Source organism: Streptomyces sp. NPDC005017, assembly GCF_042873115.1.
Classification (GTDB): domain Bacteria; phylum Actinomycetota; class Actinomycetes; order Streptomycetales; family Streptomycetaceae; genus Streptomyces.
The window spans coordinates 579868-601446 of the sequence record NZ_JBIALD010000001.1 but is presented as its reverse complement, the minus strand read 5'-3'; the positions used below and the strand labels follow the sequence as shown (position 1 = coordinate 601446).

The following is a 21579-nucleotide window of genomic DNA, read 5'->3' as shown; positions in this document are numbered from 1 at the left end:
GACCGGTGTGTCGACGCCCCCGCTGATCTGGCACGATCCCCCGGTGTCCGGATCCTTGTACGAAACCCATGTCACGGTCCGGCGCGACGGCTCCGCCGAGTCCGCGCGGCGCGACGGGCCGGAGCCCGTCGGGCTGCCGGGCGGCGCCGTCCTCCGGGCCGCGGCACGCGCGCTGTCGCCGGCGTGGAAGACGATGTGGCTGCTCAACGACGCCCACGCGCAGGGCAGGGACCTCTACGACGCCGTCCTGCTCGCCGAACGGCACCCCTGCGCCACGAGCTGCCGCACAAGGTGTCCGAACTGTCGGGCGAGTGGCCCTACCCGCGGCGGCGGTACGTCACGTTGGACGACGTGACCGAGCTGGTGCGGTACGTCGAGTGGGAGCACTTCGCCGTCGGGTACCCGCGCCACGCCGACGCCGAGGCGGAGTTCACCGTCCGGGCCGTACCTCCCGCCTTCGAGGAGGGGGAACGGTCACAGGGCGCCGGCCCCGTGCTCCCGTAGCGCCTGGTCGTACTGCTGGAGCACCCACAACTCGTTCTGCACGGCGGCCAGTTCGGCCGGGTCGCCGCCGGCGGCCAGGCGGGTCAGCCGGGACTGGATGTCCCGGATGCGCCGCTCCACCGCGCGGCGGCGGACCTGGACCAGCACCATGCCCGCGTACACCTCGTCGACCGTGCGGCGCATGATCGCCTCGACGGCCAGCTCGGTGACCATCGCGCGGACGGTGTCGTCGGGGGCGGCCTCGCGGACCCGGACCAGATACTGCTGCGGGTCCGGGACGCCGTACTCGGCGCCGCCCGCCTCGATGATCGCCAGCCGCACGGCCGCGTAGGGCGCGGCGGTGAACTCGTCCACCCCGTAGGCGTCGAAGGCCGGGGAGACCAGGTCCGGGCGCTGGAGGGCGAGTTTGAGCAGCTCGCGCTCGGTGGCGTAGACGGGGTTGCGCAGGTTCAGCGCCGGGCCGGCGGGCGCGGCGGGGGCCGCCTGCCGGATCTGCCCGCCGCGCTGCCGCTCGGGGGCGGGGCCCCGGCCGCCGCGGTCGCGGGCCCAGCGGGCCAGCTGGCCCACCCGCTTGACGACGAACTGCGTGTCCAGGATGCCGAGCATCCCGGCGAGCTGGACGGCGACCTCGTGCTGGGCGCCGCTGTTCTTGATCCGGGCGACGATCGGCGCGGCCTCGTCCAGGGCGGCGGCGCGGCCGGCCGGGGTGTTCAGGTCGTAGCGCAGGACGATCTGTCGCAACGCGAACTCGAAGAGCGGGGTGCGCGGTTCGGCCAGGTCGGCGACGGCCTCGTCGCCCTTGGCCAGGCGCAGCTCGCAGGGGTCCATGCCGTCGGGGGCGATGGCGATATAGGTCTCGGCGGCGAACTTCTGGTCGTCCTCGAACGCGCGCAGGGCGGCCTTCTGGCCGGCCGCGTCACCGTCGAAGGTGAAGATCACCCGGGCCGAGCCGTTGTCCATCAGCAGGCGGCGCAGGATACGGATGTGCTCGCCGCCGAAGGCCGTGCCGCAGGTGGCGATGGCCGTGGTGACCCCGGCGAGATGGCAGGCCATGACGTCGGTGTAGCCCTCGACGACGACGGCCCGGCTGGACTTGGCGATGGGCTGCTTGGCCAGGTCGATGCCGTAGAGGACCTGCGACTTCTTGTAGATCGGGGTCTCGGGGGTGTTGAGGTACTTCGGGCCGTTGTCCGCCTCGTACAGCTTGCGTGCGCCGAAGCCGACGACCTCACCGCCGATGTCGCGGATGGGCCACATCAGCCGGCCGCGGAAGCGGTCGATGGGGCCGCGGCGGCCCTCCTGGGACAGGCCCGACAGGATCAGCTCCTTGTCGGTGAAGCCCTTGCCGCGCAGGAAGCGGGTGAGGTGGTCCCAGCCCTGGGGGCTGTAGCCGACGCCGAAGTGCACGGCCGCGGCCTGGTCGAAGCCGCGCTCGGCGAGGAAGAGCCGGCCGGTGTCGGCCTCGGGGCCGGTGGCGAGCTGCTCCGCGTACCACTCGGCCGCGATCTTGTGCGCCTCGACCAGGCGGATGCGCTCGCCGCGCTGGTGGGCGGGGTTGTAGCCGCCCTCCTCGTAGCGCAGGGTGATGCCCGCCTGGCCGGCCAGCCGCTCGACCGCCTCGGAGAAGGTGAGGTGGTCGATCTTCATCACGAAGGTGATGGTGTCGCCGCCCTCCTGGCAGCCGAAGCAGTGGAAGAACCCCTTGCTCGGGCTGACCTGGAAGGACGGCGACTTCTCGTCGTGGAACGGGCACAGCCCCTTGAGGTTGCCGCCACCCGCGTTGCGCAGCTGGAGGTACTCGGACACGACGGCGTCGATCGGAACCGCGTCCCGTACCGCCTTCACGTCCTCGTCATTGATCCGTCCTGCCACGAGGAGATTCTACGGTGAGGGACTGACACACCACCCCCTGCCAAGGGGCGTGGGGCCGTATCGATGTGCGGCTCCGCCGCGTGGGCGCGAAGAGCGACCAGGCCCTCGAGTCGGCCGGGACCGGGCAGACGCTCAGGCGCCCAGTTCGCTCAACGCCACACGAGGATCGGCGAGGGCGTCCGAAGAGACCCGGACCTTCGTCCGGATCAGCCGTTGGATCGGCTCTGTGACGTCCCACACGTTCACGTTCATCCCGGCCAGCACCCTCCCCTCCTTCACCCAGAACGCGATGAACTCCCGCTTCCCGGCGTCCCCGCGGACCACGACCTCGTCGTACGACCCCGGCGGCGCCCATCCGCTGTACTCCATGCCCAGGTCGTACTGGTCGGAGAAGAAGTAGGGCACGCGGTCGTAGACGACGTCCTGGCCGAGCATGGCCTTCGCGGCGGCGGGCCCGCCGTTGAGGGCGTTGGCCCAGTGCTCCACCCGCAGCCGGGTGCCGAACAGCTCGTGCGGGAACGAGACCACGTCACCGGCGGCGTAGATGTCCGGGTCGGAGGTGCGCAGCCGGTCGTCGGCGAGGATGCCGCCGCCCTGTGCCCGGTCGGCGATCTCCAGCCCGGCCGCCTCCGCGAGCGCGGTGCGCGGGGCCGCGCCGATCGCGGCGAGGACGGCGTGCGCGGGGTGCTCCTCCCCGTCGGAGGTCTGCGCCGCGAGGACCATGCCGTCCTGGCCGGTGATCTCGGTCAGCCGCGCGCCGAAGTGGAAGCGGACACCGTGCTCGCGGTGCAGCTCGGCGAAGAGGTTGCCGAGCTCGGGGCCGAGGACGCCGTGCAGCGGGGTGGGCTCCGGCTCGACGACGGTGACCTCGGCGCCGTAGCCGCGGGCGGCCGCCGCGACCTCCAGGCCGATCCAGCCGGCGCCGGCGATCACCAGATGGCCGTTGTCGCGACCGAGCGTGGTCAGGGCCTGCTTGAGCCGTTCGGCGTGGGCGAGGCGGCGCAGATGGTGGACGCCGACGAGGTCGGTGCCGGGGATGTCCAGACGGCGCGGTTCGGCGCCGGTCACGATCAGCAGCTTGTCGTAGTGGACGAGGGTGCCGTCGTCGCCGAAGCGGACCGTCCTCGCCGCGCGGTCGATCCGGTCGACGGTCTGGCCGAGGTGGAGTTCGATGTCGTTGCGCGCGTACCAGGCCGGTTCGTGCACGAAGACGCTGTCGCGGCCCTCCTTGCCGAGCAGGAACCCCTTGGACAGCGGGGGCCGCTCGTAGGGGTGGTCGCGTTCGTCGCAGATCAGTATCACCCGCCCCGAGAAGCCCTCCGCCCGGAGCGTCTCGGCCGCCTTGGCTCCCGCGAGACCGCCACCGACGATGACGAATGTCTGATCCGCGTCGACCACTTGATGCCTCCTCGTTGACGTAGCGCCACATGCGAGCCTCCCGCACGCAGCGTGATGGGGGAAGAGGGAGTGACCCGATCAGGCCACGGAGGGTCACGGTCCTACGGTGTATGCCCCCGTCACGCGTACCCCGTCAGACGTGTGTGCAGCGACCGCGCTGACGCGTCGGTGAGGGAGGCGATCTGGTCGACGATCACCCGCTTGCGGGCGCGGTCGTCGCCGGCCCGGTCGAACAGGGCGCGGAACTGCGGGTCGAGGCCGTCGGGGGCGCGCAGGGTGAGCGCCTCGGCGAGTCCGGCGACGACGATCCGCTGGTCGGCGCGGATGCGGGTCTGTTCGTCGCGCTGCATGACGTACCGGTCGGCGACCGCCTTCAGCACCGCGCACTCCATGCGCGTCGCGCGCGGCACGACCAGTTCGGCGGAGTAGCGGGTGAGCCGGCCGCCGCCGTACGCGGCCCGGGTGGCGGTCTCGGCGGCCAGGCAGAACCGGCCGATGAGCTGGCTGGTGGCGTCCTTCAGCCGGGCCTGGGCGAGGGCCGTGCCGTCGTAGCCGTGCGGCCACCACTCCTCGTCCTGGAGCCGGTCGAGGGCCTCGGCGAGTTCGGCCGGGTCGGTGTCCGCGGGCACGTAGCGGCCGACGGCCACCGCGAACACGTCCCGCCGTTCCGGCTCGGCGTGCAGGAGGTTGGGGTCGATGTGCCCGGCGTGCAGGCCGTCCTCCACGTCGTGCACCGAGTACGCCACGTCGTCCGACCAGTCCATGACCTGCGCCTCGAAGCAGGTGCGGGTGCCCGGGGCGTCCTTGCGGGCCCAGTCGAAGACCGGGCGGTCGTCCTCGTACACGCCGAACTTCTGCGAGCCGGGGGTCTCGGGGTGGGCGCCGCGCGGCCAGGGGTACTTGGTGGACGCGTCCAGGGCGGCGCGGGTGAGGTTCAGTCCGACGGAGCCGTCCTCGGTGAACCGCTTGGGCTCGATGCGGGTGAGGAGCCTGAGGGACTGGGCGTTGCCCTCGAAGCCGCCGCAGTCCGCGGCGAACTCGTTGAGGGCCTGTTCGCCGTTGTGGCCGAAGGGCGGGTGGCCGAGGTCGTGGGACAGACAGGCGGCCTCGACCAGGTCGGGGTCGCAGCCGAGGGCCGCGCCGAGCTCCCGGCCCACCTGGGCGCACTCCAGGGAGTGGGTGAGGCGGGTGCGGGGGCTGGCGTCCCAGGCGCTGCCGCTGGCGCCGGGGGTGACGACCTGGGTCTTTCCGGCGAGCCTTCTGAGGGCGGAGGAGTGCAGGACGCGGGCGCGGTCGCGCTGGAAGGCGGTGCGGCCCGGGCGTTTGTCGGGCTCGGGGGCCCAGCGTTCGGTCGCCGTGTCGTCGTAGGGGGTGCCAGCCATGGTTCGACAGTAGTGCGCCCGTGCGTCCGCGACGTGCTGTTGTGTCGCGGGTTCGTTCGCCGTGTGCCGTTGTGTCGGGGGTGCGGGTGGTTCGTGGCCCGTTGCGAACGGTCAGGCGGCCGTCCTCATCCGCGTGGCGAGGGCCTGGTCGTAGCGGTGCAGGAGCAGGCGGGCCATCGCCGGGTGGGCGCCCAGGGGGGCCGCGGCGATCCAGGGGGCCGCGTTCGCGCACTCCGTCGCGAAGCGGCCGGGGGCGGTGAAGCAGGAGGCGACGGCGACGCGGTGGCGGCCGCGCGCGGCCAGGGAACGGATCGCGGCCGGGACGGTGGGCTTGGCGGCGCAGGCGTAGGCGGGGACGACCGGCACGCCCACACGCTCGGCGAGCAGGGCGGCGATCCGGCGGGTGCCCACGGCGGACTCGGGGTCGCGGGAGCCGGCGGCGGCCAGCACGACCGCGCTGGAGCGGCGCTCGGACTCGGTGCGCGGGGCGTGCCAGCCGGCCTCGGTGAGACGCTCGTAGAGGGCCTCCACCAGCAGCGGGTGCGGGCCCAGCGGTGCGGCCACGTAGGTGTGCGCCCGCGCCTCGGCCGCCATCTCGGGGATGTCCTGCTTGACGTGGTAGCCGCGGCTCAGCAGCAGTGGGACCAGGACGGACTCGCCGGGCAGGGCGGCGAGGGTGTCCGTCAGCAGCGGCGCGTTGAGCTCGATGTGGCCGAGGTGGACGGCGAGGTCGGGGCGCAGCTCGCGGACCCGGTCGAGCAGCTCGCGCACGGTCGCCAGGGCCCGCGGGTCGCGGCTGCCGTGGGCGACCAGGACGAGCGCGGGCGCGGCCGGGCGGTGGCCGTCGAGCGGGGCGAGGCCGAGGCGGCTCGCGAGCTCGCCGCTGATCCGGTTCCTGAGATACGCCGTCATGCGGAGAGCCTGGCGGACGGAGATTGCGTGGCCGTTGCACGGCCGTCACGGGTGTTTTCCGCTGCTTCACGGAGTGCCGGGGAACGGTGTGAGGCGCGGCACGGGACCGGTGCGCCGTGGACCCGACCGCGGGGTGAGGTGTGACGCGGAACTGCCGCGCGATGGACCGGACCGCGGGGTGAGGTGCGGCGCGGGACCGGTGCGCGGTGCGGGACCGCTGCGCGGTGGACCCGACCGCGGGTGAGGCGCGGCGCGGAACTGCCGCGCGATGCACCGCACCGCGGGGTGAGGTGTGACGCGGGACCGGTGCGCGGTGCACCGCACCGCGGGGTGAGGTGCGGCGGGGATGCCTGCGCGGTGAACCGGACCGGCGTGTCCGGCGTCCTCCCTTCTCGGGACCGGAGGGGACCGGTGCCGGATCGGAGGGTGGCCGGATGAAGATCGCGCGACCTCGGCTGCCGCGCACGCGTACCGGGTGGCGGCGCCTGGCGCAGGCCGTGATGGCGGTCTGCGCGCTGGCGCTGCTGCCGTCGGCGTGGCTGCATCTCGTGACCGACGGACGGTTGCGTACGACGGCGGACGTGCCGCGCTCGGACGTGGCCGTGGTGTTCGGCGCCGGGCTGTGGAACGGGGAGCCGTCGCCGTACCTCGCGCACCGGCTGGACGCGGCGGCCGAGCTGTACCGCGCGGGGCGGGTGAAGGTCGTCCTGGTGACCGGGGACAACAGCCGGAAGGAGTACGACGAGCCGGACGCGATGCGCGCCTATCTGACCCGGCACGGTGTACCGGACCGGCGGATCGTGTCGGACTACGCGGGCTTCGACACCTGGGACTCCTGTGTGCGCGCGAAGAGGATCTTCGGGGTCGACGAGGCGGTGCTGATCAGCCAGGGCTTCCATGTCCGCAGGGCGGTGGCGCTGTGCGAGGAGGCGGGGGTGCGCTCGTACGGCGTCGGGGTCGACGAGCCGCACGACGCGACCTGGTACTCCGGCGAGGTCCGGGACGTCGTCGCCTCCGGCAAGGCCGCGCTGGACGCCCTGTTCGAGCCGGACCCGCGGTTCCTGGGGCGCAGGGAGCCCGGAGTGACGCGGGCGCTGCGGGACGCCCGCCGGGGGGTGTGACCTCGCCCACGCCCGCGGAGGCCGGTGGGGCGGGTGACCGCCCACCTCACGGCGGGCGCGGGGCCCCGGGGAGGTCGCCGTGCGCTTCGTTTAACAATCAGCCGTCCTCCGCGTAACACGCCCGACCCACGCTGAGGTGCATGGAGACCACCTCGACGCCCACTCACTGCCCTTACTGCGCCCTGCAGTGCGGGATGAACCTGTCGCCCGCACGCGAGGGGGGCGTCGAGGTGACCGAGCGCGCCGACTTCCCGGTGAACCGGGGCGCCCTGTGCGGCAAGGGCCGCACGGCGGCGGCGGTCCTGGCGCCGGGCGTGCGGCTGACCACCCCGCTGGTGCGCTCGGGCGGGGTGCTGGTGCCGGCCGGCTGGGACGAGGCGCTCGACCGGATCGCCGGGGCGATGCGCGGCACGCGCGCCGAGCACGGCCCCGACGCGTGCGGGGTGTTCGGCGGCGGCGGCCTGACCAACGAGAAGGCCTACAGCCTGGGCAAGTTCGCCCGGATCGCGCTGGGCACCTCGCAGATCGACTACAACGGCCGGTTCTGCATGTCCTCCGCGGCGGCGGCCGGGATCAAGGCGTTCGGGCTGGACCGCGGGCTGCCGTTCCCGCTGGAGGACATCCCCCGCACCGGGTGCGTGATCCTGGTCGGCTCCAACCTCGTGGAGACGATGCCGCCCGCGCTGCGCTACCTCACCGAGCTCAAGGAGAACGGCGGCACGCTGATCGTCGTCGACCCGCGCCGCACCCGCACCGCCGAGCAGGCCGATCTGCATCTTGCCCCCCGGCCGGGCACCGACCTGGCGCTCGCGCTGGGCATGCTGCACCTGGTCGTGGCGGAGGGGCGCACCGACGAGGGCTACATCGGTGAGCGGACGACGGGCTGGGAGGAGGCCCGCGCGGCGGCGATGGCGCACTGGCCGGAGTACGTCGAGCGCGTCACCGGCGTGTCCGTGCCCGAACTGCGCGAGGCCGTACGGCTGTTCTGCGAGCCCGAGGCGGCGATGGTGCTCACCGCGCGCGGGCCCGAGCAGCAGTCCAAGGGCACCGACACCGTGGGCGCCTGGATCAACCTGTGCCTGGCCACGGGCCGCGCGGGCCGACCGCTGTCCGGGTACGGCTGTCTGACCGGCCAGGGCAACGGACAGGGCGGCCGCGAGCACGGCCAGAAGGCCGACCAGCTGCCCGGCTACCGCAAGCTGGACGACCCCGAGGCGCGGCGGCACGTGGCCGCGGTGTGGGGCGTGGACCCGGACTCGCTGCCGGGGCCGGGGCGCAGCGCGTACGAGCTGCTGGAGGCGCTCGGGTCCGACATCAGGTCCCTGCTGCTGATGGGCTCCAACCCGGTCGTCTCCGCGCCGCGCGCCGCGCACGTCGAGGAGCGGCTGCGGTCGCTGGACTTCCTCGCGGTGGCCGACGTGGTGCTGTCGGAGACGGCCGAACTCGCCGACGTCGTGCTGCCGGTGACGCAGTGGGCGGAGGAGACCGGCACGACGACCAGCCTGGAGGGCCGCGTCCTGCTGCGCCGCCGGGCGCTCACCCCGCCCGACGGCGTCCGCAGCGACCTGGACGTCCTGCACGGCCTCGCCGCCCGGCTGGGGGTGGAGAAGGGCTTCCCGACCGATCCCGAGGAGGTCTTCGAGGAGCTGCGGCGCGCGAGCGCGGGCGGGGTCGCGGACTACTCCGGGATGACGTACGGGAGGCTGGCGGAGGAGAACGGGGTGTTCTGGCCCTGCCCGGGTCCGGTGGAGCCGGGTTCGCCCGACGGCGCCGAGGCCGCCGGGACCGGCTCGTCCGATGCGCACCCCGGCACCCCGCGTCTCTTCCTGGACCGTTTCGCCACGCCGGACGGGCGGGCGCGGTTCGCCCCGGTCTCGCACCGGGCGATCGCCGAGGAGCCCGACGAGGAGTACCCGGTGCTGCTCACCACCGGCCGGGTGGTCTCGCAGTACCAGTCGGGCGCGCAGACCCGGCGGGTGGCGGAACTCAACGCCGCGGCGCCGGGCCCCTTCGTGGAGCTGCACCCGCGGCTGGCGGCCCGGCTGGGCGCGTCCGAGGGCGACCCGGTGGCGGTGGTCTCACGGCGCGGCCGCGCGGTGGCACCGGCCCGGATCACCACGGCCATCCGCCCGGACACGGTGTTCATGCCGTTCCACTGGCCGGGCGAGGGCCGGGCCAACACGCTCACCAACCCGGCCCTGGACCCGACCTCGCGGATGCCTGAGTTCAAGGCGTGCGCGGTGCGGCTGGAGGCGGTCGCGCCGACCGGTGAATGACCCGTGTCCGGCCCGGAATTGACCCATGATTCCCGGGCCGGAATGCACCCCGTGGCAGGTCTTCTGGCCTCGTAGATTCGAGACATGACGACCTACCAGGTACCCCAGCGCATGAACTTCTCCGCCGTCGCCCCGAAGGTGTTCAAGGCGGTTCTGGCCCTGGACGCGGCCGCCCGGCAGGGCGTCGACCCGGTCCTGCTGGAGCTGGTCCAGATCCGCGCCTCACAGATCAACCGGTGCGCGTACTGCATCGACTACCACACCGGTGACGCCCGCAAGGGCGGCGAGAGCGAGGACCGGATCCACCAGCTGTCGGCGTGGCAGGAGTCGAGCCTGTACACGGAGAGGGAGCGGGCCGCGCTCGCCCTCACCGAGGCGGTCACGCTGCTGCCGCACGGCGTCCACGACGAGGTGTACGAGGAGGCCGCGCGCCACTTCGGGGAGCAGGAGCTGGCCCAGCTGATCGCGCTGGTCTTCACGGTGAACACGTGGAACCGGATGAATGTGACGACGCGTAAGACACCCGGCACGATGTGAGCGGCGGCGGACGGGGGCGGGTCAGCCGCCGCCCGGGAGTGGCCGTTCGCGGGCGAGCCAGTCGCCGCCCGCGATGAGCCGCCCGCACGCCCGCAGCCGTACGGCGACGGAGGGCGCGGCGAGGTAGACCCAGGCCCGCACGGCGGTCCGGTCGGCGTCCCGGGTGACCTCGCGGGCCACCCGCTCGTAGAGGCTGCGGCGCGGGTCGCCGGGGACGTACTCCTCCAACCGGTCCAGTTCTTCGAGGAGTCGGCCGTAGGCCTCGGGCCGCGCGGTGACCAGTTCGCCGCTTACCTCTCCCCCGGCCTCCTCCACGGCGTAGGGGTAGCCGGGGCCCTCGTACAGCACCGCGCCGGTGAGCCGGGCGGGCTCCTCGGCACGGGTGCGGCCGCGCAGGAAGGCGTCGTGGTTGGGCTCGCCGGGGCGGAGGGTGCCGTAGACGAAGAAGGGGAGGCGGCGGGGGCTGTCGGGCGTCACGGAAACGATTCTCACCTCTCACAGCTGCACGGATCTCGCACACCTGCACGGAATCGCTATGGCCATGGCAGGTGCGCGGCCCCTGGAATCCCGGTCACGCGCGGTCGGGGTGCGCCGAGGCGCCCGGCCCAGGCGGTCCCGACGGGGGGAGGCCCCCGAGCGTCGGTGACGGAGACGGCCGCATATGGCGGCGCGGCTACCGCCCCGCACACCGCGGCGCGGGTACCGCCGGTGACGGAACGGCCGCACGGGCGGCGGGGCGCCGCCCGGGGTCACCCGTTCACCCCGTCGCCCTGCGCCCTTCGGGTGTTCTTCCGCGGCACCTCCCCCTCACGGTCGTGACCTGCCGAAACGGGTTCCGGGAGGCACCCGCTCGGCGGCCGCGCACGGCGTTTCTGACGGTGGGTCAGCAAGCGGGTCCGGCGTGCTGCCCTTTACCTCGGAGGAGCAGGGAAGAGCAGACCGCCGATGCTCGTGAGGAGCGACCGATGCGACGTACCGCCCGGCTGCTGACCGGTGCCGCGCTCGCCGCCGCCGTCGGCGGGCCGCTCGCCGCACCCGCCCTGGCCGCCGGCGGTCTCGACGTGCTCCCGTCGTCCGTGGTGCCGGGCGGCGTGGTCACCGTGGGCACCGCCGCCTGCGGTGACGGCGGTACGGCGGCCGGTGACGCCAGCGCGGTCGGGGCGGGGCACTTCACCCTGGCGCCCGGCGCGCCCGAGGGCGAGGCGACGGGACGGTTCAAGGTGCCGCCGAGCGCGCAGCCCGGGACGTACGAGATCGTCGTGGCGTGTGCCCGGGGCGGCCGCGAGGTGCGCGGCGACCTGGTGGTGACGCTGACCGCCGTGCAGCCGCGCGGCAGTGTGAGGACGGGGGTCGGCGGCGCGTTGGGCCCCGATCCCGTGCAGACCGCGGCAGGCGTGGCGGCTCTCGCCGTCGCCGCCGCGGGCGGTACCTGGCTCCTGCATCGCCGGGCGAGAGGCGACGGGATCTGACGGACACCCTCCGCTGTCCGTCCGCCGGTACCGCTTGTCCCCTCCCCCTCCGGGTCCGACCGCCCCCCACGGCCCGGAGGGGGCACGGGCAGGCCCCCACGGGAGGTCAAGGTGCGCCGACACGGCACCGCCGCGACAGCGGCCGTCACCGTCATCGCCCTGTGCGCGGGCGCCTGGCTGCTGCACGACGGCCTCGCCACGCACGCCCCGCCGCAGCCCTCCGCGGCCGAGGCCCGCGCCGACGCCGCCGCCGAGCCCGCCGCCCGCCCGCTGCCGCCCTCGCCGCCGGACCGCATCCGCATCCCCGCGATCCGCGTGGACGCGCCCCTGACGGGCCTCGGCCTCACCGCCTCCGGCAGCCTGGACGTGCCGCCCGCCGAGCGCGAGAACCTGGCCGGCTGGTACGAGGCCGGCACCACCCCCGGCGAGAGGGGCACCGCGATCGTCGCCGGGCACGTCGACAACGCGGACGGCCCGGCCGTCTTCTTCTCCCTCGGCGCCCTGAAGAAGGGCGGCGTCATCGAGATCGACCGGCGCGACGGCGGCACGGCCCGGTTCAGCGTCTACGCCGTCGAGGTCTACCGGGCGGCCGACTTCCCCGACCAGAAGGTCTACGGCACCGCGCCCCGGCCCGAGCTGCGGGTGATCACCTGCGGCGGCGGCTGGTCACGCGCGACCGGCTACCAGGGCAACGTCGTCGTCTTCGCCCGGCTCACCGGTGCCGCGCGCTGACCCGCCCAGCACGTTCTCCCTGCCCCACGCACCGAGCGGCTCCAGCGCGGCGTCGAGGCTCTCGCCCCGCGCCGTCAGGGAGTACTCCACCCTGGGCGGCACCTCGTCGTACTCCTCGCGGTGCACGACGCCGTCCGCCTCCAGCTCGCGCAGATGCGCGGCGAGCACCTTCTCCGTGACGCCGGGCAGTTCGCGGCGCAGCTCGCCGAAGCGGTGCGGGCGGGTGCGCAGCGCCCACAGGATCAGCACCTTCCACTTGCCGCCGATCACGTCCATCGCCGCGTCGATCCCGCAGACGTACGACCCCGGCCGCCTGCCCGCCGTCCCGCCCGGGCCCCTGCCCGGCCCCGTCCCCGTCGCCATGCCCGGCCCCGTACCCGTCGCCATGCCCGGTCTCCCTGCCTGGATGCTTTCCCGGCGGTAACCACCCACTCCGAAGTGCGTACTTGAGCGGGCCCGCCACCCTGATCGAGCCTAACCGTCATGACCGACACCGCACCTGCCCCGCTCACCGTCCTCGGCACCGGCGCCATGGGCAGCGCCCTGGTGCGCGCCTGGCTCGCCGCCGGCCACCCCGTCACCGTCTGGAACCGCACCCCCGCCCGAGCCGAGGCGCTGGCCGCCGAGGGAGCCTCCGTCGCCGGCAGCGCGGCTGAGGCGGTCGCCGCGGGCGGGCTCGTGATCGTCTGCCTGCTCGACGACGCCTCCGTCGGCGAGGCCCTGGAGGACACCGTCCTCACCGGCCGGGACCTGGTGAACCTCACCACCGGCACCCCCGCGGAAGGCCGTGCCCGGGCCGCCTGGGCCGAGGCGCGCGGCGCCCGTTTCCTGGACGCGGGCATCATGGCCGTGCCGCCGATGATCGCCGACCCCGCCTCGGGGGCGTACGTGTTCTACAGCGGTTCGGCCGGGCTGTTCGAGCAGCACCGGGACACCCTCGCCGTACCGGCCGGGGCGGTCTTCACCGGCACCGACCCGGGCTTCGCGGCGCTGCACGACGTGGCGCTGCTCAGCGCCATGAGCGGCATGTTCGCCGGGGTGTTCCACGCCTTCGCGCTGGTGCGCCGCGAGAACATCGCGCCGAAGGAGTTCGCGCCGCTGCTCGAGGGCTGGCTCACCGCGATGGCGGGGCAGGTGCACGGCGCTGCCGCCCGACTGGAGAGCGGGGACCACACCGAGGGCGTCGTGTCCAACGCGGCGATGCAGGCGGCGGGCAACGCCACGCTGCTGCGCACCGCCGAGGAGCAGGGCGTCAGCCCCGAGCTGCTCACGCCGTACATGGCGCTGATGGACCGGCTGGTCGCCGAGGGGCGGGGCGCGGAGGACACCGTCGGGATGGTCGACCTGCTCGCGGTGCGCGCCGCGGGGTCCTGACGCCCGGCCCGGTCACCGGGGCACGGGGCCACCGGGTGCCGACGCCCGGCCCGGTCACCGCGTCCTGCCCCCCGACCGTGCACCGCGTCCCGACGCCCGACCCCGTCACCCGGTCACCGGGTCCCGACGCCCGACCGTGCACCGGGTCCCGACGCCCGGCCCCATTGCCGCGTCCCGACACCCCGCCCGGTCAGCGGGCACGCCCCCGGCGGATCAGGCGAGCCACTGCTCCCACGCCAGCTTCGCCACCAGCGTGAACACCACCGTCAGCAGCACGACGCGGACGAAGCCGCTGCCCTTCTTCAGGGCGGTGCGGGCGCCCAGCGTGCCGCCCGCGAGGTTGAACACGGCCATCAGCGCGGCCAGCTGCCACAGCACGGCGCCCTGCCAGGCGAACATGGCGAGGGCGCCGGCGTTGGTGCAGCAGTTGACGATCTTGGCGGTGGCGGAGGCGGTCACCAGGTCGAGACGGAGGACGGCGGTGAGGGCGAGGACGAGGAACGTACCGGTGCCGGGGCCGATCAGCCCGTCGTAGAACCCGATGCCGAGGCCCGCCAGGCCGATCGCGGCGAGAATGCGGCGGCGGGTGACCGCGCCCGGCGCCGGGGCCGTGCCGAAGGCGGGCCGCAGGATCACGAACGCCGCCACCCCCAGCAGCACGACCATGATCACCGGCTTGAGTACCTCGGTGCTCATCCCGGCCGCGAAGAACGCCCCCGCCGAGGACCCGGCCAGCGCCGCGAGCCCGATCCGCACGGCCAGCCGGACGTCCACCGGCGCCTTGCGGGTGTACGTCACGGCGGCGCCCGTGGTGCCCACGATGGCCACCGCCTTGTTCGTGCCCAGCGCGTGCGCGGCCGGGGTGTTACCCGGCAGACCCAGCAGCAGCGCCGGGAGAAGCAGCAGCCCGCCACCGCCCACCACGGCGTCGATCCAGCCGGCCGCGAGGGCGGCCAGGCACAGCAGGGCGATCATGGTGAGAGGTATGTCGGGCATGGTCGGGACCCTACGGGACGGGATACATGCCCTGTCCACGTAGATCGGCGGGTTCAGAGCGTCCCCTGAGGTTCGGCCCGGTTCCCTCACATCGCGGCGCCCCGCACGCTGAGGGCAGAGTTCCTCCCGTGAAACAGACGTGATGCGGCCGGGTAACACCCGCACCGCACGCTCGTTGACATGACCTCGAAATCGCGTGTGGTGGTGATCGGCGCCGGCCTCGCGGGCGTACGGCTCGCCCGGCGCCTGGCGGAGCTCGGCATGTCCGCGGTGCTCGTCGGCGAGGAGGAGCACCGGCCCTACAACCGGGTGCTGCTCGCCGAGGTGCTGGCCGGGCGCTACAGCCCCGACGTCATCGCGCTGCCCGCCCCGGCGGACCTGGTCCGCGCCCGGGTGACCGGGATCGACCGCGCGGCCCGCAGGGTGAACTGCGCGGACGGGTCGGAGATCGCATACGACACGCTGGTCCTGGCCACCGGCTCCAACCCGGTGCTGCCCCCGCTGCGCGGCCTGTTCACCCCCGAGCACGTGCTCCCCGAGGGCGTCCACGCCTTCCGCACCCTGGACGACTGCCTGGGACTGTCCAAGGCGGTCCGCCCCGGCATCAGGGCCGTCGTCATCGGCGGCGGACTGCTCGGCGTGTCCGCCGCCCGCGCCCTCGCCCTGCGCGGTGCCTCGGTCGTCCTGGCCCAGCAGTCGGAACGGCTGATGGAGCGCCAGCTCGACCCGGCCGCCTCGCGGCTCGTGCACCGGCACCTCCTCGCGCTCGGCGTGGAGATCCACACCGAGTCCCGGGTCCGCGACGTGCGCTGCGTCGGCGGCGCCGTCCGCTCCGTGGAGATGCCCGACGGCTACGCCCTCGACGCCGACCTCGTCGTCCTGGCCTGCGGCGTCCACCCCCGCGTGGGCCTCGCCAAGGACGCCGGGCTCTCCGTGCACAAGGGCGTCCTCGTCGACGACGAGCTGCGCACCTCCGACCCGGACATCTTCGCCGTCGGCGACTGCGCCCAGCACGACGGCGAGGTCTACGGCCTCGCCGCGCCCGCCCTGGAGCAGGCCGACGTCCTCGCCGAGGTACTCGCCGGCCGGGCCGGCGCCCGCTACCGCGGCACCCGCGCCCTGACCCGGCTCACGCTCACCGGGCTCGACCTCGCCGCGTTCGGCGAGACCGTGCCCCTGCCGGGCGACGACGTCGTCCAGCTCGCCGACGCCACGCGCGGCACCTACCGCAAGGTCGTCGTCCGCGACGACCGCCTGGTCGGCGGGGTGCTCGTCGGCGAACTCGGCACCGTCGGCGCGCTGGCGCGCGCCTGGGAGGGAGCAGAGCCGCTCCCCGACGACGGCCCCCTGCTCCACCTGCTCACCAACGACGGAGGCTCCTCATGACCGCCACCCCGGGGGCCACCCCCACGATCGTGCTCGTCGGCCACGGCATGGTCGGCCAGTGCTTCCTCGAAGCCCTCGCCGAGCGCGGTCTCACCGCCACCCACCGCGTCGTCGTCCTGTGCGAGGAGCCGCGCCCGGCCTACGACCGCGTCCAGCTGACCTCGTACTTCTCGGGCACCTCGCCCGAGGAGCTCTCCATGACCGACATGGAGTTCATCAAGGCGCACGGCATCGAACTGCACCTCGGCGACCCGGCCGAGACCGTCGACCGCGAGGCCCGGAAGGTCACCGCCCGCTCCGGCCTCGTCGTCGACTACGACATCCTCGTCCTGGCCACCGGCTCCTACCCGTTCGTGCCGCCGGTGCCGAACAAGGACGCCGCCGGCTGCTTCGTCTACCGCACCATCGACGACCTGCTGGCCATCGAGGACTACGCCAGGACCCGCACCACCGGCGCGGTCGTCGGCGGCGGCCTGCTCGGCCTGGAGGCCGCGGGCGCGCTCAAGGGCCTCGGGCTCGACAGCCACATCGTGGAGTTCGCCCCCCGGCTGATGCCCGTCCAGGTCGACGAGGGCGGCGGCGCGGCCCTGCTGCGCACCATCGAGGGCATGGGCCTGTCGGTGCACACCGGGGTCGGCACCCAGGAGATCCTCACCGGCGCCGACGGCTTGGTGACCGGTATGAAGCTGTCGGACGGCTCCGAACTCTCCGTCGACCTGGTGGTGTTCAGCGCCGGTGTCCGCCCCCGCGACCAGCTCGCCCGCGACTGCGGCCTGACGGTCGGCGAGCGCGGCGGCATCACGGTCGACGAGCAGTGCCGCACGGTGGACGACCCGAGCGTGTTCGCCATCGGCGAGTGCGCGCTGGCCGCCGACGGCCGGGTCTACGGTCTGGTCGCGCCCGGCTACGAGCAGGCGAAGACCGCCGCCGCGACCATCGCCGCCGACGAGGCCTCCTTCACCGGCGCCGACCTCTCCACCAAGCTGAAGCTGCTCGGCGTGGACGTGGCCTCCTTCGGCGACGCCCACGGCGCCACCGAGAACTGCCTGGACGTCGTCTACTCCGACTCCCGCTCGGGCCTGTACAAGAAGCTGGTCATCGGCAGCGACGGCACCCTCCTCGGCGGCATCCTGGTCGGCGACGCGGAGGCGTACGGCACGCTGCGGGCCCTGACCGGCACGGTTCCGCCCGTCGCCCCGGAGAGCCTGGTGCTGCCGGCCGGCTCCGGCGAGGCCGTGCAGCTCGGCCCCGGCGCGCTGCCGGACGACGCGATCGTCTGCTCCTGCCACAACGTCACCAAGGGCCAGATCCGCGGCGCGGTCACCGACCACCAGTGCACGTCCGTGCCCGAGGTGAAGAAGTGCACCAAGGCCGGCACCGGCTGCGGCAGCTGCGTCAAGGTCCTCGGCCAGCTCGTGGACGCCGAGCTGGAGGCCGGCGGCATCGTGGTCGACAAGGGCCTGTGCGGCTGCTTCTCGCAGACCCGCGAGGAGCTCTACGAGATCGTCCTCGCCCTGCGGATCAACTCCTACCAGGACCTCCTCGACCGGTACGGCCGCGACAGCGCCCGCGGCGGCGACGGCTGCGAGGTGTGCAAGCCCGCCGTCGGCTCGATCATCGCCTCCCTGGCCCCGACCATCGGCGCGAGCGGCTACGTCCTCGACGGGGAGCAGGCCGCCCTCCAGGACAGCAACGACCACTTCCTGGCGAACCTCCAGAGGAACGGCTCGTACTCGGTCGTCCCGCGGATCGCCGGCGGTGAGATCACCCCGGAGAAGCTGATCGTCATCGGCGAGATCGCCCGCGACTTCGGCCTCTACACCAAGATCACCGGCGGTCAGCGCATCGACCTCTTCGGCGCCCGCGTCGAACAGCTGCCGCTGATCTGGACCCGGCTGGTGGACGCCGGCTTCGAGTCCGGCCACGCCTACGGCAAGGCGCTGCGCACGGTGAAGTCCTGCGTCGGCTCCACCTGGTGCCGCTACGGCCAGCAGGACTCGGTCCGCATGGCCATCGACCTGGAGCTGCGCTACCGGGGCCTGCGCTCCCCGCACAAGCTGAAGTCGGCGGTGTCCGGCTGCGCCCGCGAGTGCGCGGAGGCCCAGTCCAAGGACTTCGGCGTGATCGCCACCTCCAACGGCTGGAACCTCTACGTCGGCGGCAACGGCGGCGCCACCCCGCGCCACGCGGACCTCCTCGCGCAGGACCTCTCCGACGCCGAGCTGATCCGTCTGATCGACCGGTTCCTGATGTTCTACATCCGCACCGCGGACCGCCTGGAGCGCACCTCGACCTGGCTGGAGCGCATCCCGGGCGGCCTGGACCACGTCCGTGACGTGGTCGTGGAGGACTCCCTCGGCATCTGCGAGGAGCTGGAGTCGCTGATGACCGACCACGTGGCGAACTACCGCGACGAGTGGGCCGAGACCATCAAGGACCCGGAGAAGCTCGCCCGGTTCGTGTCCTTCGTGAACGCGCCCGACACCCCCGACCCGGTCGTCGGCTTCGTCCCCGAGCGGGACCAGATCAAGCCCGACCTCCCCCTGCTCACCATCGGCCACCGTCCCCTGGAAGGGAGCGCCCAGCGATGACCCTGGCACTCGAGACGACCGACCTGAAGGTCGAGATCCGACTGGCCTCCGAATGGCTGGCGATCTGCGAGCTCGGCCGGCTGCTGCCCGGCCGGGGTGTGGCGGCGCTGCTGCCCGACGGCGGCCAGATCGCCCTGTTCCGCGACCGGGCGGGCCGGGTGTACGCCATCGACAACCGCGACCCGTTCAACGGCGCCGCCGTGCTGTCCCGCGGCCTCATCGGCACCCACGAGGGCCGGGCCTACGTCGCCTCGCCGCTGCTGAAGCAGCGCTTCGACCTGGAGACGGGGGCCTGTCTGGACGACGACACGGTCAGCGTGCCGACGTACGAGGTCCGCACGTCCTGACCTGCCGGGAAAGCCGGACGCGCGAGGCGCGCACCCACGCCGACGGGTGCGCGCCTCGCCGTGTGCTCCCGGCGCCGGCGCTCAGCCGGCCCGCCCGTAGGTGCCGTGGGCGTGCGGGGCCGGCCGGGTCTCCAGGTAGAACCACTCCGAGGTGGGGCCGGGCACCGGCGACGGGCCCACGAGGTCGGGCCACTCCCCGTCGTCCCCGGTCCCCGGCCAGGGCGGACCGTCCGCGGACGGGGGCGGCACGGACGGCGACGGTCCGGACGGCGGCCGGGGCTGCTCCGCGGCCGGTCGCGGGTGTTCCGCCGCTGATCGCGGCTGCTCCGCCGCCGGTTGCTGCTGTTCCGCCGCCGGTCGCGCCCGTTCCTCCACCGGGCGGGGCCGCTCGTCCGTCTGTCGGGGCATCAGTACGTCCACCAGGACCCCCGCGCCCCGCTGCTGGGCCGTGAACTCGTCGATCTGGGTGCGGCAGGCGTGGTCCAGGTGGGTCACCGCGCTCAGGTCCAGCCGGACGCGGGGCCGGCCGGACGCCGCGGCCTGCTCCAGGCCCTCGATCAGCCGGGGCAGCCGCAGGAACGTCGCGTTGCCCGCCACGACGACCTCGGCGGTGTCGTCCGCGGTGCGCAGCCGCACGACCGCCTGGGACATCCGCAGCGCGGCCACCACCACACCGGCCAGCAGGCCGACGAGCACGCCCTCCAGCAGCGCGGTGACGGTGATGACGGCGGTGGTGAGCGTCATCACCGCGAACTCGGCCCGGTCGGCCCGCCACATCTTCGGGAACTCCTCCGGCGCGAACAGCTTCCAGCCGCTGTGCACCAGCACCCCGGCGAGCACCGAGATCGGGATCAGCGCCAGGACCTGGGGCAGCAGCAGCGCGAAGGCCAGCAGCCACAGACCGTGCAGGGTGCGCGAGATCCGGGTCTTCGCCCCGGCCTGGACGTTCGCCGAACTGCGGGCGACGACCGCCGTGACAGGCAGCGCGCCCAGCAGTCCGGCGACGGTGTTCCCCGCGCCCTGGGCGAGGAGCTCGGAGTTGTACTTCGTGCGCGGCCCGCTGTGCATCCGGTCCACGGCCGCCGCGGTGAACAGGCTCTCCGCCGACGCGATCACCGTGAAGGTGAGGACGGCGGTGACGATCCCGGCGTCGGCGAGCAGCGCGAACTGCCCGGGTCCCGGCACGTCCACCGCGTCCGCGAGGTCGCCGACCTTGAGCGTCCTGACGTTCACGCCCGGCAGCGCGGCGACCGCGATACCGATGCCGACGGCGACGAGGGCGGCCGGGATCCTGCGGACCGGTCCGGGCACCTTCTTCCAGGCGAAGCTGAGCACGATCGTGACGACGCCGAGGCCCGCCGCGATCGCCGCCTGCGGATCGGCCGCGACACCGGCGGCCAGCGCGGGGACACCGGCGATGTTCTCGACCGGTGTGCCGGGGGCCTTCGCGTCGGACATCGGGTACACCTGGCTGAACATCAGAGGCAGTCCGATGCCGGCGAGCATGCCCTGCACGACGGCGAGGGAGATCGCCTGGAACATCCGGCCGAGCCGCACCAGCCCCAGCACGATCTGCAGGACGCCGGAACCCAGGACGATCACCCCGAGCGCCGCCACCCCGTGCTCGGCCACCGTCTCGGCCACCAGTGCCGCCAGCCCCGCGGCCGGGCCGCTGACCTGGAGGGTGCTGCCCCGCGCGGCCCCGACCACGAGCCCGCCGACGACCCCGGAGACGATGCCGAGCTCGGCGGGCACCCCGGAGGCGACGGCCACGCCGATGCACAACGGGAGGGCGACGAGGAAGACGACCAGGGACGCGGTGATCTCGGTACCGAGGTCGACGCCCCCCTTGCGGGGCGCGCGGGCACCCCCGGTTCGGGAGCCGGCTCCGCGCTTCGTGTCCTCAGCGCCGGACCCGGCGGCGTGCGGCGGATCCTCCGCGCCGGACCGGGCCGCGCGCGGCGGGCGGGAGCGGCGGCGCGCATGTGCCCCGCTCACGAGCCGTGCACCCGGAACAGACCGTCCTCGTCCAGCTCGTGGACCCGTCCGGAGTCCACCTCGTAGTACCAGCCGTGCAGCCGCAGCCTCCCGGCCTCGGTCCGCCGGCGCACGGCCGGATGACCGCGCAGCACGTCGAGCTGGTGACGGACGTTCAGCTGGACGACCTCCCGCAGCGCGGGCTCCGGCGGTCCGCCCGCCCCCTCCAGCGCGGGCCGGACCATGTCCAGCCAGGCGTCCACCCGGGGCAGTGCGGACAGGTCGGTGCCGTGCCGCAGCGCGCCCATGGCACCGCAGTGGGAGTGGCCGCAGACGACGACGTCCTGAACGCCCAGCACCTCCACCGCGTACTCGATGGTGGCGGCCTCCCCACCGGCGGTCCCCTGTGCGTCGTGGGGCGGCACGATGTTGCCCGCATTCCGCAGCTCGAATATCTCTCCCGGGCGCGCTCCGGTGATGAGCGCGGGAATCACCCGCGAGTCGGAGCAGGTTATGAAGAGGGCCTCGGGGAATTGCCCGACGGCCAGTTTCCGGTATTCGTCACCCTCGAAGTCCACACGTCGCTTGAACGACCGGGCGCGGTCCAGCAATGCCTTCATCATGCCTCCAGACACAGGTCCGAACAGGTCCGACGACCGTAGGAGGGGCAAATGCAGAGGAAGGTTAGAGGAATGCCAAAAGACT

General features: G+C 73.9%; 20 protein-coding genes. 11 read left to right on the top strand and 9 right to left on the bottom strand.

Translation table 11 applies throughout. From position 1 onward, the window contains the following. Nucleotides 1-43: 43 nt before the first annotated feature. Together ACFYR0_RS02570 and ACFYR0_RS02565 are read left to right on the top strand one after the other, a co-directional pair. Complete coding sequence (locus tag ACFYR0_RS02570; protein ID WP_389320946.1) at nt 44-355, top strand: hypothetical protein; 312 nt, start codon at nt 44-46, stop codon at nt 353-355. Then, complete coding sequence (locus ACFYR0_RS02565) at nt 352-504, top strand: hypothetical protein (protein WP_389320943.1); 153 nt, start codon at nt 352-354, stop codon at nt 502-504. Before ACFYR0_RS02570 ends, ACFYR0_RS02565 begins: the two co-directional genes overlap by 4 nt. Here the strand turns inward: ACFYR0_RS02565 and dnaG are convergent. The 4 genes from dnaG to ACFYR0_RS02545 all read right to left on the bottom strand — a co-directional run bounded on the left by dnaG (nt 475) and on the right by ACFYR0_RS02545 (nt 6068). After that, nucleotides 475-2376 carry a DNA primase gene (gene dnaG, locus ACFYR0_RS02560; protein ID WP_389320940.1) on the bottom strand — a complete coding sequence of 634 codons (1902 nt, stop codon included), beginning with the start codon at nt 2374-2376 and terminating at the stop codon, nt 475-477. The two genes, ACFYR0_RS02565 and dnaG, sit on opposite strands and share 30 nt — an antisense overlap. A gap of 132 nt (nt 2377-2508) precedes the next feature. Next, nucleotides 2509-3774, bottom strand: a complete 1266-nt coding sequence (locus ACFYR0_RS02555) for an NAD(P)/FAD-dependent oxidoreductase (RefSeq protein WP_389320938.1) — start codon at nt 3772-3774, stop codon at nt 2509-2511. Nucleotides 3775-3893: 119 nt separating this feature from the next. Next, nucleotides 3894-5156, bottom strand: coding sequence for a deoxyguanosinetriphosphate triphosphohydrolase (locus ACFYR0_RS02550; RefSeq protein WP_389320936.1), 1263 nt, complete (start codon nt 5154-5156; stop codon nt 3894-3896). 111 nt (nt 5157-5267) lie between these two features. After that, nucleotides 5268-6068: a sirohydrochlorin chelatase gene (locus ACFYR0_RS02545; RefSeq protein WP_389320933.1), complete on the bottom strand. Its 801-nt coding sequence runs from the start codon at nt 6066-6068 to the stop codon at nt 5268-5270. 434 nt (nt 6069-6502) lie between these two features. Between ACFYR0_RS02545 and ACFYR0_RS02540 the strand changes: the two genes are divergently transcribed. The 3 genes from ACFYR0_RS02540 to ACFYR0_RS02530 all read left to right on the top strand — a co-directional run bounded on the left by ACFYR0_RS02540 (nt 6503) and on the right by ACFYR0_RS02530 (nt 10002). Further along, the gene (locus tag ACFYR0_RS02540; RefSeq protein WP_389320930.1) at nt 6503-7189 is read left to right on the top strand and encodes a vancomycin high temperature exclusion protein; all 687 of its coding nucleotides are present in this window, start codon (nt 6503-6505) and stop codon (nt 7187-7189) included. 140 nt (nt 7190-7329) lie between these two features. Continuing rightward, the gene (locus tag ACFYR0_RS02535) at nt 7330-9465 is read left to right on the top strand and encodes a molybdopterin oxidoreductase family protein (protein WP_389320927.1); all 2136 of its coding nucleotides are present in this window, start codon (nt 7330-7332) and stop codon (nt 9463-9465) included. Nucleotides 9466-9549: 84 nt separating this feature from the next. After that, the gene (locus ACFYR0_RS02530; protein ID WP_389320924.1) at nt 9550-10002 is read left to right on the top strand and encodes a carboxymuconolactone decarboxylase family protein; all 453 of its coding nucleotides are present in this window, start codon (nt 9550-9552) and stop codon (nt 10000-10002) included. A 21-nt stretch (nt 10003-10023) separates the two neighbouring features. On the opposite strand, the gene ACFYR0_RS02525 is transcribed toward ACFYR0_RS02530, so the two are convergent. After that, complete coding sequence (locus ACFYR0_RS02525; protein ID WP_389320921.1) at nt 10024-10479, bottom strand: gamma-glutamylcyclotransferase family protein; 456 nt, start codon at nt 10477-10479, stop codon at nt 10024-10026. Between the two features lie 488 nt (nt 10480-10967). Between ACFYR0_RS02525 and ACFYR0_RS02520 the strand changes: the two genes are divergently transcribed. Then, nucleotides 10968-11471 (top strand): hypothetical protein, encoded by a 504-nt coding sequence (locus ACFYR0_RS02520; protein WP_389320918.1) that lies wholly within the window; start codon nt 10968-10970, stop codon nt 11469-11471. A gap of 111 nt (nt 11472-11582) precedes the next feature. After that, on the top strand, nt 11583-12203 hold the full coding sequence (locus ACFYR0_RS02515; RefSeq protein WP_389320916.1) for a class F sortase: 621 nt from the start codon (nt 11583-11585) through the stop codon (nt 12201-12203). Here ACFYR0_RS02515 and ACFYR0_RS02510 read toward each other — a convergent pair. After that, nucleotides 12138-12566, bottom strand: a complete 429-nt coding sequence (locus tag ACFYR0_RS02510) for a winged helix-turn-helix transcriptional regulator (protein ID WP_389321125.1) — start codon at nt 12564-12566, stop codon at nt 12138-12140. The two genes, ACFYR0_RS02515 and ACFYR0_RS02510, sit on opposite strands and share 66 nt — an antisense overlap. Before the next feature lie 120 nt (nt 12567-12686). Here ACFYR0_RS02510 and ACFYR0_RS02505 point away from each other — a divergent pair, with 120 nt between their 5' ends. Then, on the top strand, nt 12687-13577 hold the full coding sequence (locus ACFYR0_RS02505; RefSeq protein WP_389320913.1) for an NAD(P)-dependent oxidoreductase: 891 nt from the start codon (nt 12687-12689) through the stop codon (nt 13575-13577). A 213-nt stretch (nt 13578-13790) separates the two neighbouring features. Here ACFYR0_RS02505 and ACFYR0_RS02500 read toward each other — a convergent pair whose 3' ends face one another. Beyond that, entirely contained in the window at nt 13791-14573 is a 783-nt protein-coding gene (locus tag ACFYR0_RS02500) for a sulfite exporter TauE/SafE family protein (protein ID WP_389320910.1), read from the bottom strand. Between the two features lie 180 nt (nt 14574-14753). Here ACFYR0_RS02500 and ACFYR0_RS02495 point away from each other — a divergent pair, with 180 nt between their 5' ends. From ACFYR0_RS02495 to nirD, 3 genes are read left to right on the top strand one after another with little or no spacing between them, the layout of a single operon-like run. Then, entirely contained in the window at nt 14754-15959 is a 1206-nt protein-coding gene (locus ACFYR0_RS02495) for an NAD(P)/FAD-dependent oxidoreductase (RefSeq protein ID WP_389320907.1), read from the top strand. Then, the gene (nirB, locus tag ACFYR0_RS02490) at nt 15956-18550 is read left to right on the top strand and encodes a nitrite reductase large subunit NirB (protein ID WP_389320904.1); all 2595 of its coding nucleotides are present in this window, start codon (nt 15956-15958) and stop codon (nt 18548-18550) included. The genes ACFYR0_RS02495 and nirB overlap by 4 nt, the downstream gene beginning before the upstream one ends. After that, nucleotides 18547-18897: a nitrite reductase small subunit NirD gene (gene nirD / locus ACFYR0_RS02485; RefSeq protein ID WP_389320901.1), complete on the top strand. Its 351-nt coding sequence runs from the start codon at nt 18547-18549 to the stop codon at nt 18895-18897. The genes nirB and nirD overlap by 4 nt, the downstream gene beginning before the upstream one ends. Before the next feature lie 81 nt (nt 18898-18978). Here the strand turns inward: nirD and ACFYR0_RS02480 are convergent, their stop codons facing one another. Next, complete coding sequence (locus ACFYR0_RS02480; protein ID WP_389320899.1) at nt 18979-20895, bottom strand: SulP family inorganic anion transporter; 1917 nt, start codon at nt 20893-20895, stop codon at nt 18979-18981. Further along, nucleotides 20892-21494 (bottom strand): carbonic anhydrase, encoded by a 603-nt coding sequence (locus ACFYR0_RS02475; protein ID WP_389321122.1) that lies wholly within the window; start codon nt 21492-21494, stop codon nt 20892-20894. Before ACFYR0_RS02475 ends, ACFYR0_RS02480 begins: the two co-directional genes overlap by 4 nt. Nucleotides 21495-21579: the final 85 nt, after the last annotated feature.

Excerpts from the sequence above, each read along its gene's own strand:
- nirD (WP_389320901.1), top strand. The coding sequence starts at position 18,547 with ATGACCCTGGCACTCGAGACGACCGACCTGAAGGTCGAGATCCGACTG.
- ACFYR0_RS02505 (WP_389320913.1), top strand. The coding sequence starts at position 12,687 with ATGACCGACACCGCACCTGCCCCGCTCACCGTCCTCGGCACCGGCGCC.
- ACFYR0_RS02550 (WP_389320936.1), bottom strand. The coding sequence starts at position 5,156 with ATGGCTGGCACCCCCTACGACGACACGGCGACCGAACGCTGGGCCCCC.
- nirB (WP_389320904.1), top strand. The coding sequence starts at position 15,956 with ATGACCGCCACCCCGGGGGCCACCCCCACGATCGTGCTCGTCGGCCAC.
- ACFYR0_RS02475 (WP_389321122.1), bottom strand. The coding sequence starts at position 21,494 with ATGAAGGCATTGCTGGACCGCGCCCGGTCGTTCAAGCGACGTGTGGAC.
- ACFYR0_RS02520 (WP_389320918.1), top strand. The coding sequence starts at position 10,968 with ATGCGACGTACCGCCCGGCTGCTGACCGGTGCCGCGCTCGCCGCCGCC.
- ACFYR0_RS02540 (WP_389320930.1), top strand. The coding sequence starts at position 6,503 with ATGAAGATCGCGCGACCTCGGCTGCCGCGCACGCGTACCGGGTGGCGG.
- ACFYR0_RS02545 (WP_389320933.1), bottom strand. The coding sequence starts at position 6,068 with ATGACGGCGTATCTCAGGAACCGGATCAGCGGCGAGCTCGCGAGCCGC.
- ACFYR0_RS02510 (WP_389321125.1), bottom strand. The coding sequence starts at position 12,566 with ATGGCGACGGGGACGGGGCCGGGCAGGGGCCCGGGCGGGACGGCGGGC.
- ACFYR0_RS02495 (WP_389320907.1), top strand. The coding sequence starts at position 14,754 with ATGACCTCGAAATCGCGTGTGGTGGTGATCGGCGCCGGCCTCGCGGGC.
- ACFYR0_RS02500 (WP_389320910.1), bottom strand. The coding sequence starts at position 14,573 with ATGCCCGACATACCTCTCACCATGATCGCCCTGCTGTGCCTGGCCGCC.
- ACFYR0_RS02535 (WP_389320927.1), top strand. The coding sequence starts at position 7,330 with ATGGAGACCACCTCGACGCCCACTCACTGCCCTTACTGCGCCCTGCAG.
- ACFYR0_RS02530 (WP_389320924.1), top strand. The coding sequence starts at position 9,550 with ATGACGACCTACCAGGTACCCCAGCGCATGAACTTCTCCGCCGTCGCC.